Origin of the sequence: Sodalis sp. RH22 (assembly GCF_047324165.1) — a bacterium.
In the GTDB taxonomy this organism is placed as follows: domain Bacteria; phylum Pseudomonadota; class Gammaproteobacteria; order Enterobacterales; family Enterobacteriaceae; genus Acerihabitans.
Genome location: NZ_CP178731.1, coordinates 564,216 through 584,590 on the forward strand (window position 1 = coordinate 564,216; position 20,375 = coordinate 584,590).

Here is a 20,375-nt window from a genome sequence, read left to right on the forward strand (position 1 = left end):
GGGTCTCCTTGAAAAAAAGCTGGAGTCCCTCCCCGTCGGGGAAGAACCCCGCGGGTGATGAAATGCCGCATGTGCGCGGCGATGGAGCCAAGTGCAGTCTTCAATACGAACCGCAACCGGCCGGGCAGCAACCCAATTCGATCCCGTGCGTGCAATAGCTGTTTTCTGCATTCCAGTCATGGGTTTCCTGCCTCTCGGCAGGTGTCGCGTAGCTCCATTCCTCTTTTGCGATTTGCAGGGCCTGCGCGCGCTGGTATTCGGGCAAATGACCAATTCGCACATCAATCATCGAACTGAAGCGGTCAACGTAGTAGTCGTAAGACAGACCGCAACCATGATTGGCTTGCGCGCCTGTGGATTTACAGACAGCTCGCCACGCTGGTTCATCGAGCGCGGAACGGTTCTCTTCGATAGGCTGCGAAGATGTGTTGCATGCGATTGTTGACATGATGAAGACCTCCAGAATGAAACCAGAGTCCTCCCCCGCGCGTGGGGTAAGGAACCCCGGCGGGTGGATGAATAATACCGCGAATGCGGCGTCGAAGATCACGCAGGTTGCCGTTCGGCCTCGCGGCTCCACGCTTGCGTCTTGAAGTCCAGCGCGTAGCCCAGCGCATCCAGTCGCGCAATCTGCGCGCGCAAGGTGCGCCGGTCGATGGTCGAGCCGAGTTTCACCGACTCACCCAGCGGCCAGAGCGTGCCGGACAACGTGGCATCGTCGCTGCCGGGGCTGCCAGAAGTGGCAACTGCTGAAGACGGTGCGCCCACGCCGACGGGTGTGGTATCGATCAGTGGATCCATCGTTCCCAACAGGGGAGCAGGTTCGGACTGGAGGGAGGCAGCATGCGTTATCCACGAGGTGCCCTGTTCCTCGTCAAGCGGATCGACTTCCTGGGAAGTGAAGTTTTCAACTTCGTCCCGGCTCAGCGCATCGAGCACCGGAAGGGTCATTCCGACCAGGTAAACGCAGATCTCAAACCCAACCCAGCGGCCAGCCGTGAACACATGCGGGGACATGTAACCGATGACGAAATCCCCTTCGTGTTTATCTTCCGGGTATTGTTCAAGTTCCGCATCTTTGACCTCGAACTTTCCAACCGGAGTGATGAGCTTGCCAACGATGAAAGGACCATTGCGGCCATGGATGGTGCGGACCATGAGTTGGCCTGGGTCGGTGATCGGTGAATCAGCCAGCTTGGGGGGTGAATCTGGTCGTCATAACGGCTCTCCTTTGGATGTTGGAAGTGGTGCGGGTAAGGCACCTGAAGGAAAAAGTGGACCCTGCCCGCAACGGGCAAGGTTCGTGTTGCATTCAGGCTTTCAGTTGGCGCATGCCTTCGGCCAACATCCACAAAGCTCGGTTGAGCCGCAGGTTCTGGTCGATACCCTGCACCCGCCGTGTCCGCTGTCGATGGCCATTGGCCGATCGACCAGGCAGACCGCCTTTGATGAGGTTCTCCTGGATTCTGTTGAAGATTGACCAGAGATCGGAGTTCCGATCACCGAAACGCCGCGGGCTTAGCAACTGGTTTTCCGCGATGGGTGCGGGCTTGTCGGGGTCGTCGTATCTGAGTGCCAGCGCAGAACGCGCGAACACTTCCGACTCACCCTCGTCGAGCGCGATGGAACGCATTGCATCACGCGACTCCCCCACACGCTCGAAGTCCTGCAGCACCGTATAGGCGCCTTCGATCACCTGGTCGGCCACGTTGCCTTTGTGGGGTACGCGTACCTCTGCGAACATATCGCCGCAGACCAGACCATTCTGGCAAACGAACCTCAGCATCCCAGCGAGCATCTGGTACGAACTCGTACCATCGTGGGAATTGAGCAAAATCACCTCGTTGGCCTCAGAGGTATTGATCTGGCTGGCGTGGCGAAGACGAATCATGTGCTTGGTGTATTCGCGGCGGTCTTCATGACGTACGCGGGTCTGGCAGACCATGAAGGGTTCGAATCCTTCACTGCGTAGTTCCGTCAGGACGGCGGAGGTCGGTATGTAGCTGTACCGCTCGGAACGGCTTTCATGCGGGTTCTCCGCAAAGATGGAAGGAGCTACTGCGCGGATCTGGTCATCCGATAGAGGATGATCGGCACGCAGTATTGGGGTACGTGAGGCGAAGCGAGATGCGAGTTGCATGGCTAACTCCTTGAGGATTGATCAAGCGATATCGACTGGCGTAGGACCAGGCGAGTACGCTTACGGGGAACAAACCTGCAATGCAGGACCAACCAAGGACTGGTTAAGGGATTAAAACATCCGAGTTTCAGCAGTATCGATAAGGATGAATACCGATGGTCGTAATAGGTACGATAGCGCGGTGATGATTGAAAACTGCGGTCTACTCCGGCTCAAAGACGCCGGCGTGAGATGAGTAAGCAGCACTGTATCGCATGGTGATTGCGATAAAGGAGCGGAGGATAAAGGATAAGGCCCCTGGGTGGGGGCCTTCGATCAGAATGATTCTGCTACGGTCGATACGGAGGTATCAGCGGCAGCTTCGGTAGTAGCTTCCCCAGCAGGAGTGGTGGGTTCGAGCTCTTCCTGAGATATCGGTGCAACGGAAGTCGCAGGGGTTTGCGTTTCCTGCTCGTCGGTATAGATCGACTTTGTCTCGGCTTTATAGACCTGCTTGCCATCGACCTTGATCCAATTGATGAAAAGCAAGCGGGCTTTGAGACTTACGCCTTGTTCGCCGGCACGCTTCCCCTTGGAATAAGTGAAGGTGTCGGTCCATAGGTCGCCGAGGCGGAACCCGATCATCACTTTCTTCTCCGCCTCAACGGCGTCGATGCAGCGACGAACCAGGTGCTGCGCTTCCGAACCCGATACACGCGTATCGAAACGTACATATGAGACGTCATCGCTGGGACCATTTAGCGCGGCAATGTCGCAGGCCAGAAAGGTATCGCCTTTCTTGGGTTTCACTTCGCGGACACGATTGAGATATCCGAGACCGGTGATGTGCAGATCGAAGAAAGATTTTTCGTTGGGTGAGATAGTCATGGTGATCTCCAGGCTTGGGGACAAATAAGCGGGCACACTTGCCCCTGACGGGAAGGGCGTAACACCGCGGTGGGTTTCAGGTAATAAGGCAAGCATCGCCACCTACAAGCCGGTGGTCGTTCGCGCAAGGATGCGGTGCGAACTGGTTCGGTCACACGGTGAACCGTGGGCAACTTCAAAGACCGAAAGCTGCCTGGCATGTCGCTGACATCATCAGCGGAACATGGTTGAAGCGTGCCGTATGTTTCGCTTGGGAACGACCAAGAATCGGCACTACCCGGTGTCCGTATTCATGGTGGAATACGCCCATCTTGAGCAGAAAAAAGCCCCCTGCTGTTGGGGGCTTTATGACGAGTAAACGTCAACTGTGGGGGACAATACGAGTTGACTTGCGATTGCCAGAAATAACTTCTACTTTGATATGCTTCCAGGTACCGTCATCGATCAGCCGTTCCAGCGTTTCTCCTAGCAGGTCGAAGTAAATTTCATCTACCCGCTCGACCAGTTTTTCACCGCGACGCAATTCAAGCGCGTAGAGGTCATCTGTACGCTCGTATAGCACGGTGATACGGCCCTCAAACTTCGCCGTGGAAACGGTAAAACTGATGGCCGGCGGTGTTGCGATGATATCTTTAGGCAACGGATCGACCCAGGCGAAGTCCCGGGCACCGGCATCGACCAGCAGGTGCGTAATGCGACGATAATGATCGGGTGCCGGCAACTCTTCCAGTTGCTGAATGAGAGCCTGTAACTCCGGACAACGCGGCTCGGGGACTGGCAACTTCGCGGGTGCGGACCCAAGCATGAACGTCTTCATGGTGTAAGGCTGGCCGTTCGCCGCGAACTCGGTGCGTTCTTCGGGCGTGTCTGCCCGCAGGCCATCGAAGCGGCGCCTGGCATAGGGTTCGACCCGTACCTTAACGCCCTGGGCTGGCACCTCGGTGACGAGCGCCCGGTCGAGCACCGCGAATTCGGCCCGGCCCGTCTTGATGACGATAGCCTCGTCGGTCCTGGCAATGACCTTGCCTTCGAACGGCTTGGGGTCGATGTAAAAACCCAGTGTCGACACCTTGGGCTGGCCGTCGAAGATGTTGAATCTGAAGCTGCGGACATTGGATGGTATATGACCGTCAACCAGCGTCGGCATCTGTGCGCGAATGGTTGAATGATCCATAGGGACTCCTTGTGGAAACCAAGGGGCACCCGTCCTGCAAGGGAGGATGCCCTTGAGGGGTGAGTAACAAGACGCGAAATGCGTCGAAGAGGATTAAGGTCGGCGCGACAAATCGCGTCGTAGTCTTGAAGACCGGGACTACCTGGGCATGCTGCCGGCAACGCCAGCGGACATAAGATGAGGATTCGTCATACTCTGGCTGCGGTCATCGGAAAAATGGAACGGCAGTGACACCGGATTCCTGAAAAGAAAGAGCCCCGTTTGGGGATCATGGATCACTCATCTTCATACAGCGTCAGACCGTCCAGTAGCGGGGCGTCGGCATCAAACACCAGCATGCGAACGTCGGCCATGGCGGCCAGGTGGAGTACCTCGATGAGGCATTCCGGTACGCCTTTCTTCCGCTGCTTTAGCCGCAACCACTCGGCGGTTATGCCGTCGACCTTCTGCAGGTTTTCATTCGTCCAGGGTGTGGCAATCAGTTTGACACCGATCACAGGGCTGTACGGAATGCGAAAAGCAACGAACATGAAGTTGCTCGGTGTGCCGTAGTCAGCCAGCTCGGTCAGGTAACGGTCAGCTTCTTCGGTGAGGTGAGCGGAACTGATTTCCCAACAGCGGCTGTAGACTCCCGTCTCAAACCGCAGGTGCCGCACCACTTCACGGGCGTTTTCCTCCGAGTAAGTGTCGCCTACATGCACTTGTTGACCACCGATATTATCCGCGGTGACGGCGTAGACCGCCGTTCTGACAATACCTTCGATTTGGCACTGGGCCTCCAGCTCTTCGCGCACGTCCTGGCCTTCGGTGATGAGTGCGAAATCCTTGCCGAACAGGCAGGGGAACAGTGCGACTTGGTCATCGCGAAGATGTGCCTGGCTGAGATGCAACGGGCGCCAGACCGGTGGGCAGTCATCTGCGTAAGTAATGAGCAGTGTTCGTTCAATACGCGGGCGCTGATAGCCGCGGTTGAAGGGGTTGACGATTTGTGACATGGGATTTCTCCAGCAGAGTATGGCCGGGGCAATTCCCTGTTAGGGATTGGATCCCCCTGCCGTTGGGTGAGTGAAAGTTGTTGTTTGCAAGGGTGTGGCTTCAGGTGCGCAAGGCGAAGCCAGCCCATGCGAACATGGTATCTGTATGAGAAAATCAGACGCCAGATGGCATCGGACAGGTGGAAGAGAACCCGGCTATGCACCGAAGTCAGCTGGATCGCCCAGTGCTTTAAGCACATCGATCAAACCGTCGTTTGCGAGGACGAATAATTCGTTGTACTCGTCCCCAGTAGGCGGTTTCTCCAATTGGTTGAGATGTGCATCAAGGTCGAGAATTCTTTGTCGAACGCCAAGGGCAACAGCCAGCGGCGATTCGATGTCTTCGTTATCGAAGGTCTCCCCTAACGCAGTGAGCACCTTTCGGGGGGACAACGTGATGGCGAAGCATTCGTAAACCTCCGGCACCGGGCAGTGACAGACGGCTTCGGCGGGCTTGTCACCGATTGAGAAATGCGTGATCTCGTCGTCGGTGGCGCCTTCGGTGTCAAAGTTAACCACCGCGATCTGCGGCAGCGGCATGTGAGACGGCCAGTCCTTGACGATAATGGATTGGACTAGGCCGCCTTCGAGGACGATGGCAAAGGATGGATTTCGGGACATGTATGTTGCTCCTGTAGAGAAGACGGAGGGACATACCATCCCGGAGGGACGTATGCCCCTCGCGGACGTTGAGAAGATAAGAAGCATCGGCGCTTTGGGAGCGCGCGTCCGCAGAATGATGCTGGGGCGGACTGGCAGGTCATTTGGGATTCCCCCAAGCGCAACCTGAAGACCCTGGCTGCGGGCAATCTGCCGACAATGTCAGCGACTATGCGACTCAGCTTCGGTCTTTCGGCCGTAGCTGTCGTGGTGAAAAGGGAAACTGGTGGTTCCGGATTCAGCATGCACCTATTCCATGGGTTGCCTTGCGTGGTAGAACCGTGGAAATTTCACATGAACAGAATCGTTTGTGCGCTGTACCTGTTCGGTGAACTCGGTTATATCCACAGATTGGGCATGTCTGGTGCGAGGTGTGCAAGTACAACGCATGGTTTGATTTTGATTAACCCTCCCGCGAGGCTGGGTGGTTCGGGAAAGCAAAAGAAAAAGAGCCTGAAGACCGTCTGGTTTGTTACCCCCAACAGGTCATGGTGGATACTCACTTAATACCATTAGCTTTAATTGCCGATACTGGCAGTAGTTGAAACTTTTGTGGGTCTGACGTAGGACTCAAGATCAATGAAACACCGATGAACGCATTGATGGCAGCGGAGTTATCGCCGAAAATCAAAAACTCCAGTGATGATTTAAGAACACCATTTTTATTGAACGCTGATTCAATCGCTAGGCGTTCGGCCAGGATGGCATTAATGCCTGAATGAAGAATATCCGTGGGAATACCCTGGTGCCATTCCGCTTGGCTGAGTAATTCATTGTGCCAGCCGGTTTTTTTTAATTGTGCGATGGCAGCATTCAGACGGGCTACATCGCTGAGAGCCGGACCAAAACCCGAACATGCCTCCCATAGATATTGCAATTTGTTAGCCAGATGAGACTGTGGTCCGTTCTTTTTCCCTAAATTTTGCAGCAACAATATTTCGGCGGCGACTTCTCTGGGGAAACGTTTTTGCCGCTGTGCGCCTTCAAGCCAGCGCATCAAAAACATATGGTCGGAGACTGCATTGCCCGCGCGCCCATCCTGCCGTGCTAAATTCAGCGCCACCAGGGCACAAAATGAAAAATGAGCTAAAAAACCAGCAATCTCTTCTGTTAGATCCTGATTTTGTTGTGACGACATACTTTTTCCTTACATTAACTCAGCATGAGATGTTTTTATCTGAAGCCGGTATTGTACGGAGACTCAAGGCAGGTATAAACCACCAATCTGGGCATTCTCCTCTCGGGAGGATATTTAACAGTATATAGAAAATCTCATGAAAGAGATTAAATGTCACACTTAAGGGGCGATGAAACATCCTGCCTTGTCGCCAGAACAGTCCAAAAATAATCACACAGTCCTTTATTTTGATGCTGCTTGTAGGTCGCAGATGGCATTTAACTGAAGATTTGGTTGGAAAATAATTGGCCATAGAACCGCGAACCTTGTGCGGCGACGTGAAAAGTAAGAGATAATCGGAACAGGATGCTGGGGGCTAGAGCCCCCAGCGGAAGAACAAGACACCACCCGTGGGCTGTGGCAGGCGCTGGGCCGTCGGTAGAGCCTGGCGCTGCGTCAGCGTTCGCACCCGACCCGTTTCGTGGTTGGGGTCGGTATCGTTCGGCGCACATCCGCGCACAAAAGGAGCCCATTTTTTCACCGGCGGGCACCGGCAATGAACACCATCGTCCCCGAAGGGTCTCTTGGTCTCTCGCGTGCAAGCGACCAGGAGACCCTTCGGTTCAGACGTGGAATACGCAGATCAACAAGCCGCGTGCGTGCGGCAGGACTGAAACAAACCTTCATCCACCCGGCGGCATGAGGCGCCGGAAGGGACATGCCATTGCAGAAGGCGGGGACATGCTTGGTATGCCCCGTGGGATGCGGGGCAAGCCGCGGGACATCGCGGGCGTGGCGGTCATCTGGCGTAGTCAGGACGTCTTGGCCGTGCGCCGCCGCTTTCGTGCGGCGGCGGGGCGCTGGCCATCGACGGCGATGGTGCCCTGGCAGTCGGGGTAACGGCTGCAGGACCAGAACGGCCCGCTCTTGCCGGTGCGCTGGCGCGTGGCGGCGCCGCACTGCGGGCAGGCAGGCCCTTGAGGGAGCTTGATCGACAAGGTAGTGTTGCGGTACTGCGAGATCAATTGCGAGATCCACGTGGACTGCTTTTCGAGGAAGACATCGAGCGTGAATTGGCCGGCTTCAATCATGTCCAATGCCTGCTCCCACACAGCGGTGGTGCCGGGGTCGGCGATCGCGGCGGGTACCGTGTCGATCAGGGTGAAGGCGGCATCCGATGCACGGATGGCGCGACCCTTCTTCAACAAATAGCCGCGACCCAGCAGGCCGCTGATGATGTTCGCACGCGTCGCTTCGGTGCCGATACCGACCGTGTCCTTGAGCTTCTGCTTCAATCGCGGGTCGGACACCAGTTTGGCGACTCCCTTCATGGCCTTGACCAATTCGCCCTGCGTATACGGGCGGGGCGGCAGTGTCTTGAGCGCCTTCAGATCGACGCCGGTCACGTGGCAGGACAGTCCCTGGTGCAGCGCGGGCAGCACTTGGCTGCGGGGCGCCGCTTCTTCGCCGATGTCCTCCGGCTGCGGCTCGGCCAGCACCAGGCGCCAACCCGGCACGACAATCTGCTTGCCGACCGCTTGCAGTGCCTGATCGGCGCATGAGAGACGCGCCGTCGTGCGATCGAATTCGTGATGCGGCAGGAACTGCGCCAGGTAGTGGGCACGGATCAGCCGATAGACGGCCCGCTTCTTGTCGCTCATAGCCGACAGGTTCGCCGGTTCGAGCGTGGGAATGATGCCGTGGTGCGCGGTGACTTTGCCATCGTTCCAGGCGCGCGAGCGCTGGGTCCGGTCGAGCTGGTCGATCACTGGCCGAAGGGACGGGTCGGTCTTGAGCAGACTGTCGAGGACCGTGGGCACGTCGGCCCGCATGCTCTCCGGCAGATATCCCGAGTCCGAGCGCGGATAGGTGGTCGCTTTGTGCGTCTCATAGAGCGCCTGGGCGATGTCCAGCGTCTCCTGCACGTCCAGGCCCAGTTGCCTGGAACAGACCTCCTGCAATGTGCCCAGGTCGAATGGCAGCGGCGGCGCTTCGCGGACACGTTCAGTTTCGACGTCATCCACCTGAGCGCTGCCGGCAGTGCGGAGTTGCTGTGCGGCCTGTTGTGCAATGGATTCCTGCAGACACCGGCCGGCCTGGTCGGAACATGCCTCGGGAGCCAGCCACTGTGCGGTAAAGGACTGCCCGGCGGCGGAAAGCGTAACGCCGATAGACCAGTACGGCACGCAGACGAAACGGGCGATTTCGCGATCGCGATCGACGACCAGCTTCAGCGCCGGTGTCTGCACGCGGCCGACCGACAGCACGCCATCATAGCCGGCCCGACGACCCAACAGGGTGAACAGCCGGCTGAGGTTCATGCCGACCAGCCAGTCCGCGCGCGAGCGGGCGAGGGCGGAGTGGTACATCGGCAACGTTTCGGCTGAAGGTCTCAGCGCACTGAGTGCCTTGCGGATGGAGGCATCGTTGAGCGCCGATAGCCACAGGCGCTGGATTGATCCGCGATAACTGCACAGGTCTATGAGTTCTCGGGCGATCAGCTCACCCTCGCGGTCGGCGTCGGTTGCGATCACTAACTCGGTAGCCTTGGCCAACAACGCCTTGACGGCCTTGAATTGCGTGGCGGTCTTGGGTTTGACCTCGACCTGCCACCGCTCGGGAATAATGGGAAGCTGTTCGATAGTCCAGTGTTTGTACTGTTCACCATAAACTTCCGGGGGTGCGGCTTCGATCAGATGGCCGATGCACCAGGTCACGACGATACCAGGACCGTTGTAGCAACCGGCCCCGCGTTGTTTCGCGCCCAACACCCGTGCGATGTCTTTGGCCTGTGACGGTTTTTCGCACAGATAAATTCGCATTTGAACTCCGGTATACAGGTGAGTGACACGATGCGTTCTACTTTGTGCGATAAAAGTTACCGGCGCAGCAATAAACGGGGATCTGACAATCACCATATTTTCTTTGACCTTTGGACGTCCGCTCGCGTTTGAAGCCCATGCCAAGGATGAATCCAGATAGATTTATTCAATTGTGGGCCAAATTGAATATTCTGAAGTATCAGTCTCCCTGAAAAAAAACGGTACGAAACGACTTGATAATTTTAGGGTTTAGATATTACTGTAAATATATACAGTTTTTAGTAGATCTTAACGTGAAAATTATAAAGACGACGGAATGACTTGCAGCAGTGAAGCGACTTTTTAATTGAGCGTGTTCAGTGCGGATTTCCCAGCCCGGCTCAGGACCAGGTGGAGGAGCGGATCGATTTAAATAATCGGATTATTCGGCATCCCAGCGCGACGTATTTTATTGAGATCAGTGGGGATTGCATGGTGGACGCGGGTAACGCTATATATTAATCGGCTTATATCGTCAATCACCAACTCACTAGTTAAACCATCGGCAAGGAGACATTTCATGAGCCTACTCACCAAAGCAATGGTATTTCAAGCCCTCCACTCCAGAAGTGAACCTTTGATCCTACCCAACGCCTGGGATGCTGGTAACGCACGACTGCTGACGTCACTAGGATTTGAAGCCCTCGCCACAACCAGTGCTGGTTTTGCATTTAGCCTCGGCGTACGTGATTCAGAGGGGTTACTTTCGCGCAGTCAGATAATAGAGAATGCCAAAAATATTGTCGAGGCGACCGATTTGCCTGTAAGTGCTGATTTAGAAAACGGATTCGGAGATTCTGCCGAAGAGGTTGCCCACACCATTCGTATAGCTGGCGAAGCCGGTCTGGTTGGCGGGTCAATCGAGGACGGAACAGGAAAAATAGATCGCCCTGTCTACGAGTTCAATCATGCGGTTGAGCGTATCAGTGCTGCGGTTGAGGCAGTTAAAGCTCTGCCGTTCCCTTTCATGCTAGTGGCTCGAGCTGAAAACTTTAGCGTTGGCATAAACGATCTGGATGACACAATCCTCAGACTTCAAGCTTTCGAACAAGCCGGCGCCGATGTGCTTTATGCTCCAGGTCTGCCTGACCTAGAATCGATAAAAACGCTGTGCGGAGCCCTCCATAAACCGGTCAATGTAGTGATGGGACTTTCCGGCTCCAATTTCAATGTGGCTGAGCTTGCCGATGTCGGCGTGCGACGGATAAGCGTCGGCAGCTCATTCGCTAGAGCAGCGCTCGGCGGCCTATTACGCGCGGCACAAGAGGTGAAAGATAAGGGCACTTTCACCTTTGCAAATGAAGCCATTCCTTTCACGGCTATCAATAATCTGATGAAGTCTCTTGACTGAGGTCGCACGCATACCCCACATCGACTTCAAGGGCATCAACATATGGACAGCTAATCGGTAATCAAGTTGCCGAAATTACTCCCTGACTAACAGGATGAATATCGAGCCTCCGAGATATTTCTTGTCGATTTTCTATTCCACATAAATGCGGTTATGTCCAACCGAGTGATGACTCTTCTTGAAGAGATGGCGCCTGTGCTGGAAATCTATTCTATCAACGAGGCTTTTTTGAACCTCACCGGGGTATGTGATTGCCTGCGGTTGTAGAATTTTGGCCGGGACGTACGGGCACGTATTTTAAAAGAGACCGGGTTAATCGTCGGGGTGGGGGTTGCACAAACCAAACCCTTGGCCAAACTGGCCAACTACGTCGCAAAAAAATGAGTAAAGACCGAAGGCGTTGTGGATCTCACCGATCCGGTGCGGCAGCAAAAGCTGCTGGCACGGGTCCCTGTGAAGGCAGTCAGGAGGTGGGCCGGCGGATCAGCAAAAAGCTTGGGGCGATGGGCATCGCGAATATGCTTTAACTGGCGGAATGCGCGCCAGGCTTCATCCGCAAGAATGTCAACGAATATTGGAACAGACCCTAAGGGAACTGCGGGTAAGCCATGTTTAGCTCTGGTGGAGTTTGCGCTCACCAAGTAGCAAATCGTCTGTAGCCGTTCCTTCGGTACGTGCATTACCGGTTATGACGATATGCGCCAGGCGATTTTTGGCTATGCAGAGCGTGCCGCAGAAATCTCCGGGGCGAGCGCCCATACTGCCGGCACATATCGGTATTCCTGCGCACCAGTCCGTGTGCGGTCAGCGAGGAATTATATGTTTATCAGACGTCAGGACGGCTGATGGTGCCATCGAATGATACCCGCGACATCATCAGGATCGCCGTTGAGGAGCTTGGGCAGGCGGGAAAACCACACCTGCATAGACCCCATCAGTTTCCCTTTAATACGCTCGCTTCACCCCTGGGTGATAGCGGGCTTATCGTGCTGTGGGACCCTTGAAATGGCATGTATTCAGCATTTCTCTGAATCAGAATCCGGCGCGTCCAGCATCAGTTTTTCCCTCAGGAGAGGCTCTGCCCAGGCTATAAAAGTCTGTAGCGGACGGGAAAGGTGTTTACGGTGTGGATAGAGTAGCTGGACCGGAAGTGGGCGGGGGCGGTAGGCGGGCATGACCTCAATCAGGTCACCTGATTCCAGGTGTTTTTGTACGTCATATCGGGGTATCTGAATCATTCCCAGACCGGCCAGGCAGCAGGCAATGTAGGCTTCGGCGTTATTGACCGTTATCCGGCCGCGCAGGACAGCGGACCGGTAGCTGTCGTTTTCCGGCCATTCCCAGCTCTCGACCCGGCCCGTGGTTGGCGATGCATAGTTGACGGCCAGATGGCGGGGCAGATTTGAAGGCGTAGCGGGTTGGCCATGCAGGGCGATATAGGCCGGCGCCGCGGCATTGATGAATTTCAGGAACCCGAGTTTACGGGCCACCAGACTTGAGTCGGTCAGTTTTCCCACACGCAAGGCACAGTCTATTCCCTCTTCCGCCAGACTGACATTGCGGTCAGATGCTCCCATTTCCAGCATCATGTGCGGATAGCGGGTAAAGAATTCAGGCAGTGAAGGCGCGATGATCAGCCTGCCAATGCGTCCCGGCACATCAAATCTGATTTTCCCCACAGGCTGGCTATCGTTTTGTCTGAACAGATTTTCCGTTTCTTCCACGTCCGGTATCACTCTCAGGCAGCGTTCATAAAAAGCCCGGCCATCGGAGGTGAGGGAAACGCTGCGGGTGGTGCGGTGAAGCAGGCGCGTTCCTACCCGTGATTCAAGCTCCGCAACCGCAGCGGAAACGGTGGATCTGGGCATGTTCATTACGTCGGCCGCGCGGGTGAAACTGCCGCAGTCCACCACCCGTATAAAAATGCGAAAGAGGTCAATTCTGTCCATAAAAATTACATTGTTCGTGTTTTATGGACAGTATAATCAGAATTGCGGCCTTTATACAGAAAATGCAGGAGCTATTCTCAGGGGGCACCATCTTTGGCTGTTATACCCATAGAGAAGAGGACTGACGTCATGACAGAGCACAGTATCAAAGGCAAATCCGTCATTATTGCCGGCGGCGCGAAAAATCTGGGCGGGCTGATTGCGCGTGATTTTGCCGCGCACGGCGCGAAAGCCATCGCCATACATTACAACAGAGCGGGAAGTAAAGATGACGCGGAGGCCACCGTGGCGGCGATCATGGCCGCCGGAGCGCAGGCTGTGGCCTTTCAGGCCGACCTGACCACGGCCGGCGCCGTGGAAAAGCTCTTCGCGGACGTGACGGCGGCCATCGGCAGGCCGGACATTGCCGTCAATACCGTGGGCAAGGTGCTGAAAAAGCCCCTGTTCGATATCTCGGAAGCGGAGTATGACGAGATGAGCGCGGTGAACGCCAAGTCGGCCTTTTTCTTTCTTAAAGAGGCCGGGAAGCACCTCAATGACAATGGGAAAATCTGTACCCTGGTGACTTCCCTGCTTGGAGCGTTTACGCCTTTTTATGCCGCTTACGCCGGCACCAAGGCGCCGGTGGAGCATTTTACCCGCGCGGCGGCGAAGGAGTTGGGCGAGCGGGGGATTTCCGTCACCGCCATCGGTCCGGGTCCTATGGATACGCCGTTCTTTTATCCGGCTGAAAGCGCCGAGGCGCGGGATTACCATAAGACGGCGGCCGCGCTCTCACCTTTCAGCAAAACCGGCCTGACGGATATCGCCGATATCGTTCCCTGGATACGTTTTCTGGTGACGGAGGGATGGTGGATGACCGGCCAGACCATTCTGGTGAATGGCGGCTATACCACAAAATAACCTCACTATAATGGTTATAGCGCCACCGTGATCTTCACGCACCGCTGCCACTACAGCGCCACCGTGGACAGCCAGGCGGGGTATTCCAGCATGTCCGCCACGTTTTTCAGCATTCCCTCGCACTGCTCGCGGCTGTTGGGCCCTCCCAGGCACAGGCGCAGCGCATCGGGGGGATTATTGTCGGTACAGAAGGCGGCGCTGGAGACCGCGCTGACCCCCTGATGGCGCAGTTTCACCGCCACATCCGACGGATTCCAGCCCTGGCGGTGCGGCAGCCGCAGCCAGAGATGGAAACCTTCGGCATCCGCCTGCAGACTGTAATGGCGCAGCAGTCGGGCGGCCATCCGCTGGCGCAGCACCGCTTCTTCCCGCACCGCCAGCAGCATTCTTTCCGCCGTACCGTCGTTAATCCACTGGGCCGCCAGCGCATTGGTGAACGGGCTGGACATCACCGTCAGCGCCCGCATGGCGCCGGCCAGATGCTGCCCCTGGCGCACCGTGGGGGCGTGCACCCAGGCAATACGCAAACCGGCGCCGAAACATTTCGACAGGCCGGTAATATACCAGGTCAGTTCCGGCACCAGCTCCGCCATGGCGGGCAGGGACGCCGAGGGCAGCATGGCATAGGCGTCGTCTTCGATAATCGGCACGCTGTAGCGCAGGGCTACGTCCGCCAGCTTCTCACGCCGGCGCAGCGGCATGGTCAGGGTAGTGGGATTATTGATGGTGGGATTGAGATACAGGGCGCGGATTTGGCCGGTCTGGCAGGCGTTTTCAAACGAGCGCGGCATAGGGCCGTCTCCATCGCATTCCAGTGCGTGCAGGGTGATATCCAACTGGGCGGCGATGGCCTTCAGCCCCGGATACACCAGGCTGCCGACGCAGATTTCTCCGCCCCGGCGCGCCAGCAGGGTCAGCAATCCCACCAGCACGCTGTGAATGCCGGGACACACCAGCAACCGCTCCGGGGCCACCGCCGGTAAACGGCGCCCTAGCCAGCGGCATCCCGCCTCTTTGTCGTCATGGTTGCCGCCGAAATCGTGATAGCGCAGCAGGGGGAACAGATCTTTGTGGGCAAACAGATTCAGGGCGCCCTGACGGATTTGCGCCACGAGATCCGGCGAATCCGGCTCCACCGGCAGATTCATGGTCATCTCATAGCTGCTGCCGTTGCGGGGCGGGATCGACGGCACCTTGCCGCGGATAAAACTGCCGGTGCCCGGACGGGAATCAATGAGTCCGCGCTTGCGCGCTTCGGCGTAGCCGCGGGTCACCGTGGTGTAATTCAGTGAGAGTTTTACCGCCAGATCCCGCAGAGGCGGCAGGCGATCCCGCGGCTGGAAATCACCGCTTTCAATGGCGTCATGGATCAAATCGGCAATCAGCAGATAGGCCGGACGCTCCGGTCGTTCATGCATATAGTGCGTCCAACGATCGAATCGTTTCATTCCTGTTTCTCTCTGGGTGGCGGACTTCCACTCTAGCGGATTCATCCGTGCCCATGCAATCATTGATGTAATGATTGTGTTTAATGATTGCATCAGATTGTTTGTTATGCGTTAGCATGGTGCAATCATGGGTTACGCCTGCGTTGTCATTGTGCAGCAAATTGGTTAATTGCTGCGCGTTGATTGCCAAATAAACTCAAATGCAGGCCGTTAAAAATTTTTTTTGCTCAGAAGTTGAGCGATTGATTGGCCGATGATTGCATGGTCCCTTTCCGCCCCTGGCATAACCCTTGCTCCATGGATAATGACGCGTCCGTTAGCCGGCGCGATACATCATCCGCCGCGGCTGTCGGCGATGCCAGTAAACCTGCGAAGAGACTAAGATTATGCCAACGGTAACAATGCCCGCACATCAATCCGGCGATTTCCTGGTGGATTACGAAGAAAAGGTGTTTGAAGACGTGAAGGCCGAGCCGGGCCAGAAAGCGCTGGTGACCTTCCATACCGTCGCGTTCGAAGGATCCATCGGTTTTGTGAATATGCTGCAGGCCACCCGGCTGCAGCGCAAAGGCTTTGAAACCTCGATTCTGTTATACGGACCGGGGGTGACCCTCGGCGTACAGCGCGGCTTTCCCAAGCTGGGAGACGAAGCCTTCCCCGGCCATATGAACTTCAATAACCAGCTGCAAAAATTCATGGCCGAAGGCGGCAAGGTCTTTGCCTGCCGTTTTGCCCTGCAGGCGTTGTACGGCCACGGCGAACCCTCGCTCATTGAGGGCATCCGCGCCATCAATCCGCTGGACGTGCTGGATCTGAAGCTGCTGCACATCCGCGACAACGCGGTGATTCTTGATACCTGGACCGTGTAAGGAGCCGACGTTATGGCACAGGACCGTATCATCCGTGCCGCCGCCGTGCAGATTGCGCCTGACCTCGGCCAGGCGCAAAAAACGCTGTCGCGCGTGCTGGATGCCATTGATGAAGCCGCGGGCAAGGGGGCCGAGATTGTGGTATTTCCCGAAACCCTGGTGCCCTGGTATCCCTATTTTTCCTTTATCGCGCCGCCCATGACCGCCGGCGCCGAGCACCTGCGGCTTTACCAGCAGGCGGTGGAAGTACCCGGCCCCATTACCCGCGCGGTGGCCGACAGCGCCCGTCGCCACGGCATGGTGGTGGTGCTGGGGGTGACCGAACGGGATCACGGCAGCCTGTTCAACACCCAGCTGGTATTCGACGCCGACGGCGAGCTGGTGCTGAAGCGGCGTAAAATCACCCCAACCTATCACGAACGCATGATCTGGGGGCAGGGGGACGCCTCGGGGCTGAAGGCGGTGGATACCGCCGTCGGCCGGGTCGCGGCCCTGGCCTGCTGGGAACACTACAATCCCCTGGCCCGCTATGCGCTGATGGTCCAGCACGAGGAGATCCACTGCAGCCAGTTTCCCGGCTCGCTGGTGGGCCAGATCTTCGCCGATCAGATGGAGGTCACCATCCGCCATCACGCCCTGGAGTCCGGCTGTTTTGTTATTAACGCCACCGGCTGGCTGCGGGAAGATCAGATTGAATCCATTACCTCGGATGCCGATTTGCAGCGCGGGCTGCGCGGCGGGTGCCATACCGCCATTATCTCGCCGGAAGGACGGCATCTGGCGCCTCCCATCACCGAGGGGGAAGGCATTCTTATCGCCGATCTGGATATGAAGCTTATCGCCAAGCGTAAACGCATGATGGATTCCGTGGGGCACTATGCCCGGCCGGAACTGTTAAGCCTGCTGATCAATGACCGGCCCGCGGACTACTGCCATCCGCAAGCGTCCTATGAGCAGGCCGTTCATCATCAGCACATTTCCTTCGCGTCTTCGCAAACCGCCCCAGAGTCCTTTACTTCCGACCTCACAGGAGGGCGCCATGAGCCTGAGCAACCAGCGACTGATTACTGAACTGCAAACCCACGGCCTGAAGGTGGTCAATCCCCAGACGGCCCATGTCAATCGCCAGGGCGGCGCCGGTCCGTCGGATCACCAGGCGGTGACTATCGACGGCATGACGGTCATGGTGCCGGTGTATACCCAGCAGGCGCACCAGTCCCCCTGGAGCGTGACCCATGACGGGGCCGGCGTCAGCCATTTGCTGAAAGACGCCATTCCGGTGCGGGATATCAGCTTTGTCTCCCAGCCGAATTTCTACCGGCTGAGCACCGCCGACGGTGTCCCGTACTCCCATATCGCCACCCTGCACGGCGCCGATGTGCTGGCCACCACCGTTTTGCAAACCTGCATCCGCTATGAAAACCGGCGCAAGGCCTGCCAGTTTTGCGCCATCGGCCAGTCCCTGGCGGCGGGCAAGACCATCGCCCGTAAAACGCCGCAGCAGCTGGCGGAAGTGGCCAAGGCCGCGGTGGAACTGGACGGCGTGCGGCATATGGTGATGACCACCGGCACCCCCTCCGGCAGCGATCGCGGGGCGCGGGTACTGTGCGAAAGCGCCGAGGCCATTCGGGCGGCGGTGGATCTGCCGTTGCAGGGGCAATGCGAACCGCCGGGGGATGCGCTGTGGTTTACCCGCATGAAGGAGGCGGGCATCGATGCGTTGGGCATGCATTTGGAGGCGGTAACCCCGGCGGTGCGGGCGCGCATTATGCCGGGCAAAGCCGTCGTCACCGTGGAGCAATATATGGCGGCGTTCCAGGACGCGGTGCGGGTGTTCGGCCACGGCCAGGTGAGCACCTATATCCTGGCGGGACTGGGGGATACCCGTGAGGCGATATTGTCTACGGCGCGGGAGCTGATTGATATCGGCGTGTATCCCTTTGTGGTGCCGTTCGTGCCCATCCGCGGTACGCCGCTTGAGGATCATGCGCCGCCGGCAGCGGATTTCATGGAGTCCATTTTGCAGCCCCTGGGCAGCATGCTGCGCGGCGGCGGCCTGCGTTCCGCCGATATCAAGGCCGGCTGCGGCCGTTGCGGCGCCTGTTCGCCGTTGTCCAGCTACGAGCGGGCCTCGGCCTGAGGGGAGTGACAGCATGTTCTATCCCGAATACCGCATCAAATGGGTGACCTTGCCCTGGGAGCGCGAGCAGGCCTATCTGCTGCGCCAGCGGGTTTTTTGCCACGAGCAGGGGCTGTTTGAAGAGCATGACCGGGATGCTATCGATGAACGCGCCCGGCTGCTGGTGGCTATCGGCAGTACGGCGGGCTGGCCGGAGCAAATCGTCGGCACGGTGCGCATCCACCGGGAAGAGGGGGATATTTGGTACGGTTCGCGGCTGGCGGTGGACCGGCATTTCCGCCGGCAGGGGCAACTGGGGCCGACCCTTATCCGCCTGGCGGTATCCAGCGCCTGTGCCCTGGGCTGCGAGGCGTTTTATGCCCGGGTGCAGCAGCAAAACGTGCCGCTGTTCCGGCGCATGCACTGGTCATCCCTGTCCACCGAACGGCTGCGGGGTATCGATCATGCGGTTATGCAGGCGGATCTGGCGTTTTATCCGCCCTGTTTCGACCCCAACAGCGGCATGGTGCTGAGCGGGCCTTCGCCGCGGCCGGCGCGGGAGCTGGCGCCGCTGCTGATGAGCCTGGAGGGCGGCTGATGGATGATTTACACGTGCTGCTGGCGGAGGTGCGCCGGTACGGCGGCATCGATCAGAAGCGGGACATCCAGGGGATTGCCGGAGAACTGCGTGAAGCCTGGCCTCTGGCCGGCTGCGACAACGGCGATGACTGCGCCGCCATTCCGCAGGAAGAGGGCTATAGCCTGCTGGCCATGGAGGGGTTTATCAACCGGTTCGTGGCGGACGATCCCTGGTTCGCCGGCTGGTGCGGACTGATGGTTAATCTGAGCGACATCGCCGCCATGGGCGGCACGGCGGTGGCGGTGGTGAATGCCCTGTGGAGCGCCGGTCCGGAACAGGCGCGCCGTTTGATGCAGGGCATGGCCGCCGCGTCCCGGGCCTATCGGGTGCCCATCGTCGGCGGCCATACCAATTTACGCAGCGAATCGCCGCAGCTGGCGGTGGCGGTGCTGGGCAAAGCGAAACGGGTGCTGCGGGCCTCCGGGGCGAAGCCGGGACACACCTTAATCGCCGCCATAGATTTGCGCGGCGCCCGACGCGGGCCCTGGCTGAACTGGGACGCCGCGACCCGCGCCGATCCGGCGGCGCTGCGCGACGCCATGGCGCTGTTGCCGACGCTGGCGGAACAGGGGCTGGTACAGGCGGCCAAGGACATCAGCCAGGCCGGCCTGCTCGGCACCCTGGTCATGCTGTTGGAAAGCGCCCGGGCCGGCGCGGACATTGATTTAACGGCCATACCCCGTCCGGCGGAGATCCGCTGGCAAGAGTGGCTGTGCATGTTTCCCAGCTACGGCTATCTGTTGACGGTCCATTCCCAGCAGGCAGACGAGGTGCTGGCGCACTTTCATCGGCTCGGTATCGGCGCGGCGGCCATCGGCGGCATTACCGCCGACCCGAGGCTTTGGGTCGGCGATGGTTCACACCGCCACTGTTTCTGGGATCTCGACACAACGCCGCTTACCGGCATCAACCCCTGACTTTTTTATTCTGGAGGCGCTTATGCCCGCAATGCATTTTACCGTCCGCTGGCCGGACAGCTCCGTGGACGTGTGTTATTCACCGTCCACCGTGATTGAACAGCATCTGGAGGTGGGCAAAGAGTACAGCGTGGAGGAGTTTACCGGACTGGCGCGCCGGGCGCTGCAGGAAGCCAGCGACCGGGTCGCGCTGAAGTTCGGTTATGCCTGTTCAAGCGCCATGGATCAGTCCGGCGCCATCGAACTCAAGGCCGGGGGTTTTTTGCCCGATGCCCGCCCGGTGCGCGTCGAGAAAATCGAAGCGCTGCCCGTTAATCATTAATTCA

20 protein-coding genes and 1 pseudogene are annotated in these 20,375 nt (G+C 57.9%); 10 read left to right on the plus strand and 11 right to left on the minus strand.

The features are described 5' to 3' along the window. Window positions 1–100 precede the first annotated feature (100 nt). The 9 genes from ACL2XN_RS02625 to ACL2XN_RS02665 all read right to left on the minus strand — a co-directional run bounded on the left by ACL2XN_RS02625 (window position 101) and on the right by ACL2XN_RS02665 (window position 9,814). The gene (locus tag ACL2XN_RS02625; RefSeq protein WP_413731052.1) at window positions 101–448 is read right to left on the minus strand and encodes a hypothetical protein; all 348 of its coding nucleotides are present in this window, start codon (window positions 446–448) and stop codon (window positions 101–103) included. A 98-nt stretch (window positions 449–546) separates the two neighbouring features. Beyond that, entirely contained in the window at window positions 547–1,158 is a 612-nt protein-coding gene (locus ACL2XN_RS02630; protein WP_413730163.1) for a DUF3275 family protein, read from the minus strand. A gap of 154 nt (window positions 1,159–1,312) precedes the next feature. Continuing rightward, on the minus strand, window positions 1,313–2,140 hold the full coding sequence (locus tag ACL2XN_RS02635; protein WP_413730164.1) for a DUF932 domain-containing protein: 828 nt from the start codon (window positions 2,138–2,140) through the stop codon (window positions 1,313–1,315). Window positions 2,141–2,455: 315 nt separating this feature from the next. Further along, window positions 2,456–3,007 carry an STY4534 family ICE replication protein gene (locus tag ACL2XN_RS02640; RefSeq protein ID WP_413730166.1) on the minus strand — a complete coding sequence of 184 codons (552 nt, stop codon included), beginning with the start codon at window positions 3,005–3,007 and terminating at the stop codon, window positions 2,456–2,458. 361 nt (window positions 3,008–3,368) lie between these two features. Then, on the minus strand, window positions 3,369–4,181 hold the full coding sequence (locus ACL2XN_RS02645; RefSeq protein WP_413730168.1) for a GTPase: 813 nt from the start codon (window positions 4,179–4,181) through the stop codon (window positions 3,369–3,371). Window positions 4,182–4,456: 275 nt separating this feature from the next. Further along, the gene (locus ACL2XN_RS02650; RefSeq protein WP_413730169.1) at window positions 4,457–5,176 is read right to left on the minus strand and encodes an ABC transporter substrate-binding protein; all 720 of its coding nucleotides are present in this window, start codon (window positions 5,174–5,176) and stop codon (window positions 4,457–4,459) included. Between the two features lie 195 nt (window positions 5,177–5,371). Next, window positions 5,372–5,836, minus strand: a complete 465-nt coding sequence (locus ACL2XN_RS02655) for a hypothetical protein (RefSeq protein ID WP_413730171.1) — start codon at window positions 5,834–5,836, stop codon at window positions 5,372–5,374. Window positions 5,837–6,374: 538 nt separating this feature from the next. After that, entirely contained in the window at window positions 6,375–7,013 is a 639-nt protein-coding gene (locus ACL2XN_RS02660) for a DUF2913 family protein (RefSeq protein WP_413730172.1), read from the minus strand. Between the two features lie 791 nt (window positions 7,014–7,804). After that, a complete protein-coding gene (locus tag ACL2XN_RS02665) occupies window positions 7,805–9,814 on the minus strand; it encodes a DNA topoisomerase III (RefSeq protein WP_413730173.1) in 2,010 nt (669 codons plus the stop codon). 345 nt (window positions 9,815–10,159) lie between these two features. Between ACL2XN_RS02665 and ACL2XN_RS02670 the strand changes: the two are divergent. The 3 genes and pseudogenes from ACL2XN_RS02670 to ACL2XN_RS02680 form a co-directional block, all read left to right on the plus strand. Next, window positions 10,160–10,300: pseudogene (locus tag ACL2XN_RS02670) on the plus strand (S24 family peptidase); the annotation flags it as partial. Between the two features lie 73 nt (window positions 10,301–10,373). Beyond that, window positions 10,374–11,204: an isocitrate lyase/PEP mutase family protein gene (locus ACL2XN_RS02675; RefSeq protein WP_413730175.1), complete on the plus strand. Its 831-nt coding sequence runs from the start codon at window positions 10,374–10,376 to the stop codon at window positions 11,202–11,204. 770 nt (window positions 11,205–11,974) lie between these two features. Then, a complete protein-coding gene (locus ACL2XN_RS02680; RefSeq protein WP_413731053.1) occupies window positions 11,975–12,208 on the plus strand; it encodes a hypothetical protein in 234 nt (77 codons plus the stop codon). Window positions 12,209–12,220: 12 nt separating this feature from the next. On the opposite strand, the gene ACL2XN_RS02685 is transcribed toward ACL2XN_RS02680, so the two are convergent. After that, window positions 12,221–13,153, minus strand: coding sequence for a LysR family transcriptional regulator (locus ACL2XN_RS02685; protein ID WP_413730177.1), 933 nt, complete (start codon window positions 13,151–13,153; stop codon window positions 12,221–12,223). A gap of 129 nt (window positions 13,154–13,282) precedes the next feature. On the opposite strand from ACL2XN_RS02685, the gene ACL2XN_RS02690 reads away from it, so the two are divergent. After that, the gene (locus ACL2XN_RS02690; RefSeq protein ID WP_413730178.1) at window positions 13,283–14,056 is read left to right on the plus strand and encodes an SDR family oxidoreductase; all 774 of its coding nucleotides are present in this window, start codon (window positions 13,283–13,285) and stop codon (window positions 14,054–14,056) included. A gap of 50 nt (window positions 14,057–14,106) precedes the next feature. On the opposite strand, the gene ACL2XN_RS02695 is transcribed toward ACL2XN_RS02690, so the two are convergent. Then, window positions 14,107–15,504: a PLP-dependent aminotransferase family protein gene (locus ACL2XN_RS02695; protein ID WP_413730179.1), complete on the minus strand. Its 1,398-nt coding sequence runs from the start codon at window positions 15,502–15,504 to the stop codon at window positions 14,107–14,109. A gap of 386 nt (window positions 15,505–15,890) precedes the next feature. Between ACL2XN_RS02695 and ACL2XN_RS02700 the strand changes: the two genes are divergently transcribed. Genes ACL2XN_RS02700 through ACL2XN_RS02725 form a run of 6 tightly spaced genes read left to right on the plus strand, consistent with a single transcriptional unit; the run spans window position 15,891 to window position 20,371 of the window. After that, window positions 15,891–16,373: an MSMEG_0572/Sll0783 family nitrogen starvation response protein gene (locus ACL2XN_RS02700; protein WP_413730181.1), complete on the plus strand. Its 483-nt coding sequence runs from the start codon at window positions 15,891–15,893 to the stop codon at window positions 16,371–16,373. A 12-nt stretch (window positions 16,374–16,385) separates the two neighbouring features. Further along, window positions 16,386–17,444 carry a Nit6803 family nitrilase gene (locus ACL2XN_RS02705; protein WP_413730182.1) on the plus strand — a complete coding sequence of 353 codons (1,059 nt, stop codon included), beginning with the start codon at window positions 16,386–16,388 and terminating at the stop codon, window positions 17,442–17,444. After that, the gene (locus ACL2XN_RS02710; RefSeq protein ID WP_413731054.1) at window positions 17,419–18,513 is read left to right on the plus strand and encodes an MSMEG_0568 family radical SAM protein; all 1,095 of its coding nucleotides are present in this window, start codon (window positions 17,419–17,421) and stop codon (window positions 18,511–18,513) included. The genes ACL2XN_RS02705 and ACL2XN_RS02710 overlap by 26 nt, the downstream gene beginning before the upstream one ends. 13 nt (window positions 18,514–18,526) lie before the next feature. After that, the gene (locus ACL2XN_RS02715; RefSeq protein ID WP_413730184.1) at window positions 18,527–19,090 is read left to right on the plus strand and encodes an MSMEG_0567/Sll0786 family nitrogen starvation N-acetyltransferase; all 564 of its coding nucleotides are present in this window, start codon (window positions 18,527–18,529) and stop codon (window positions 19,088–19,090) included. After that, complete coding sequence (locus tag ACL2XN_RS02720; RefSeq protein WP_413730186.1) at window positions 19,090–20,049, plus strand: sll0787 family AIR synthase-like protein; 960 nt, start codon at window positions 19,090–19,092, stop codon at window positions 20,047–20,049. Before ACL2XN_RS02715 ends, ACL2XN_RS02720 begins: the two co-directional genes overlap by 1 nt. A 22-nt stretch (window positions 20,050–20,071) precedes the next feature. Then, complete coding sequence (locus ACL2XN_RS02725; protein ID WP_413730188.1) at window positions 20,072–20,371, plus strand: MSMEG_0570 family nitrogen starvation response protein; 300 nt, start codon at window positions 20,072–20,074, stop codon at window positions 20,369–20,371. The last annotated feature ends 4 nt before the right edge of the window (window positions 20,372–20,375 follow it).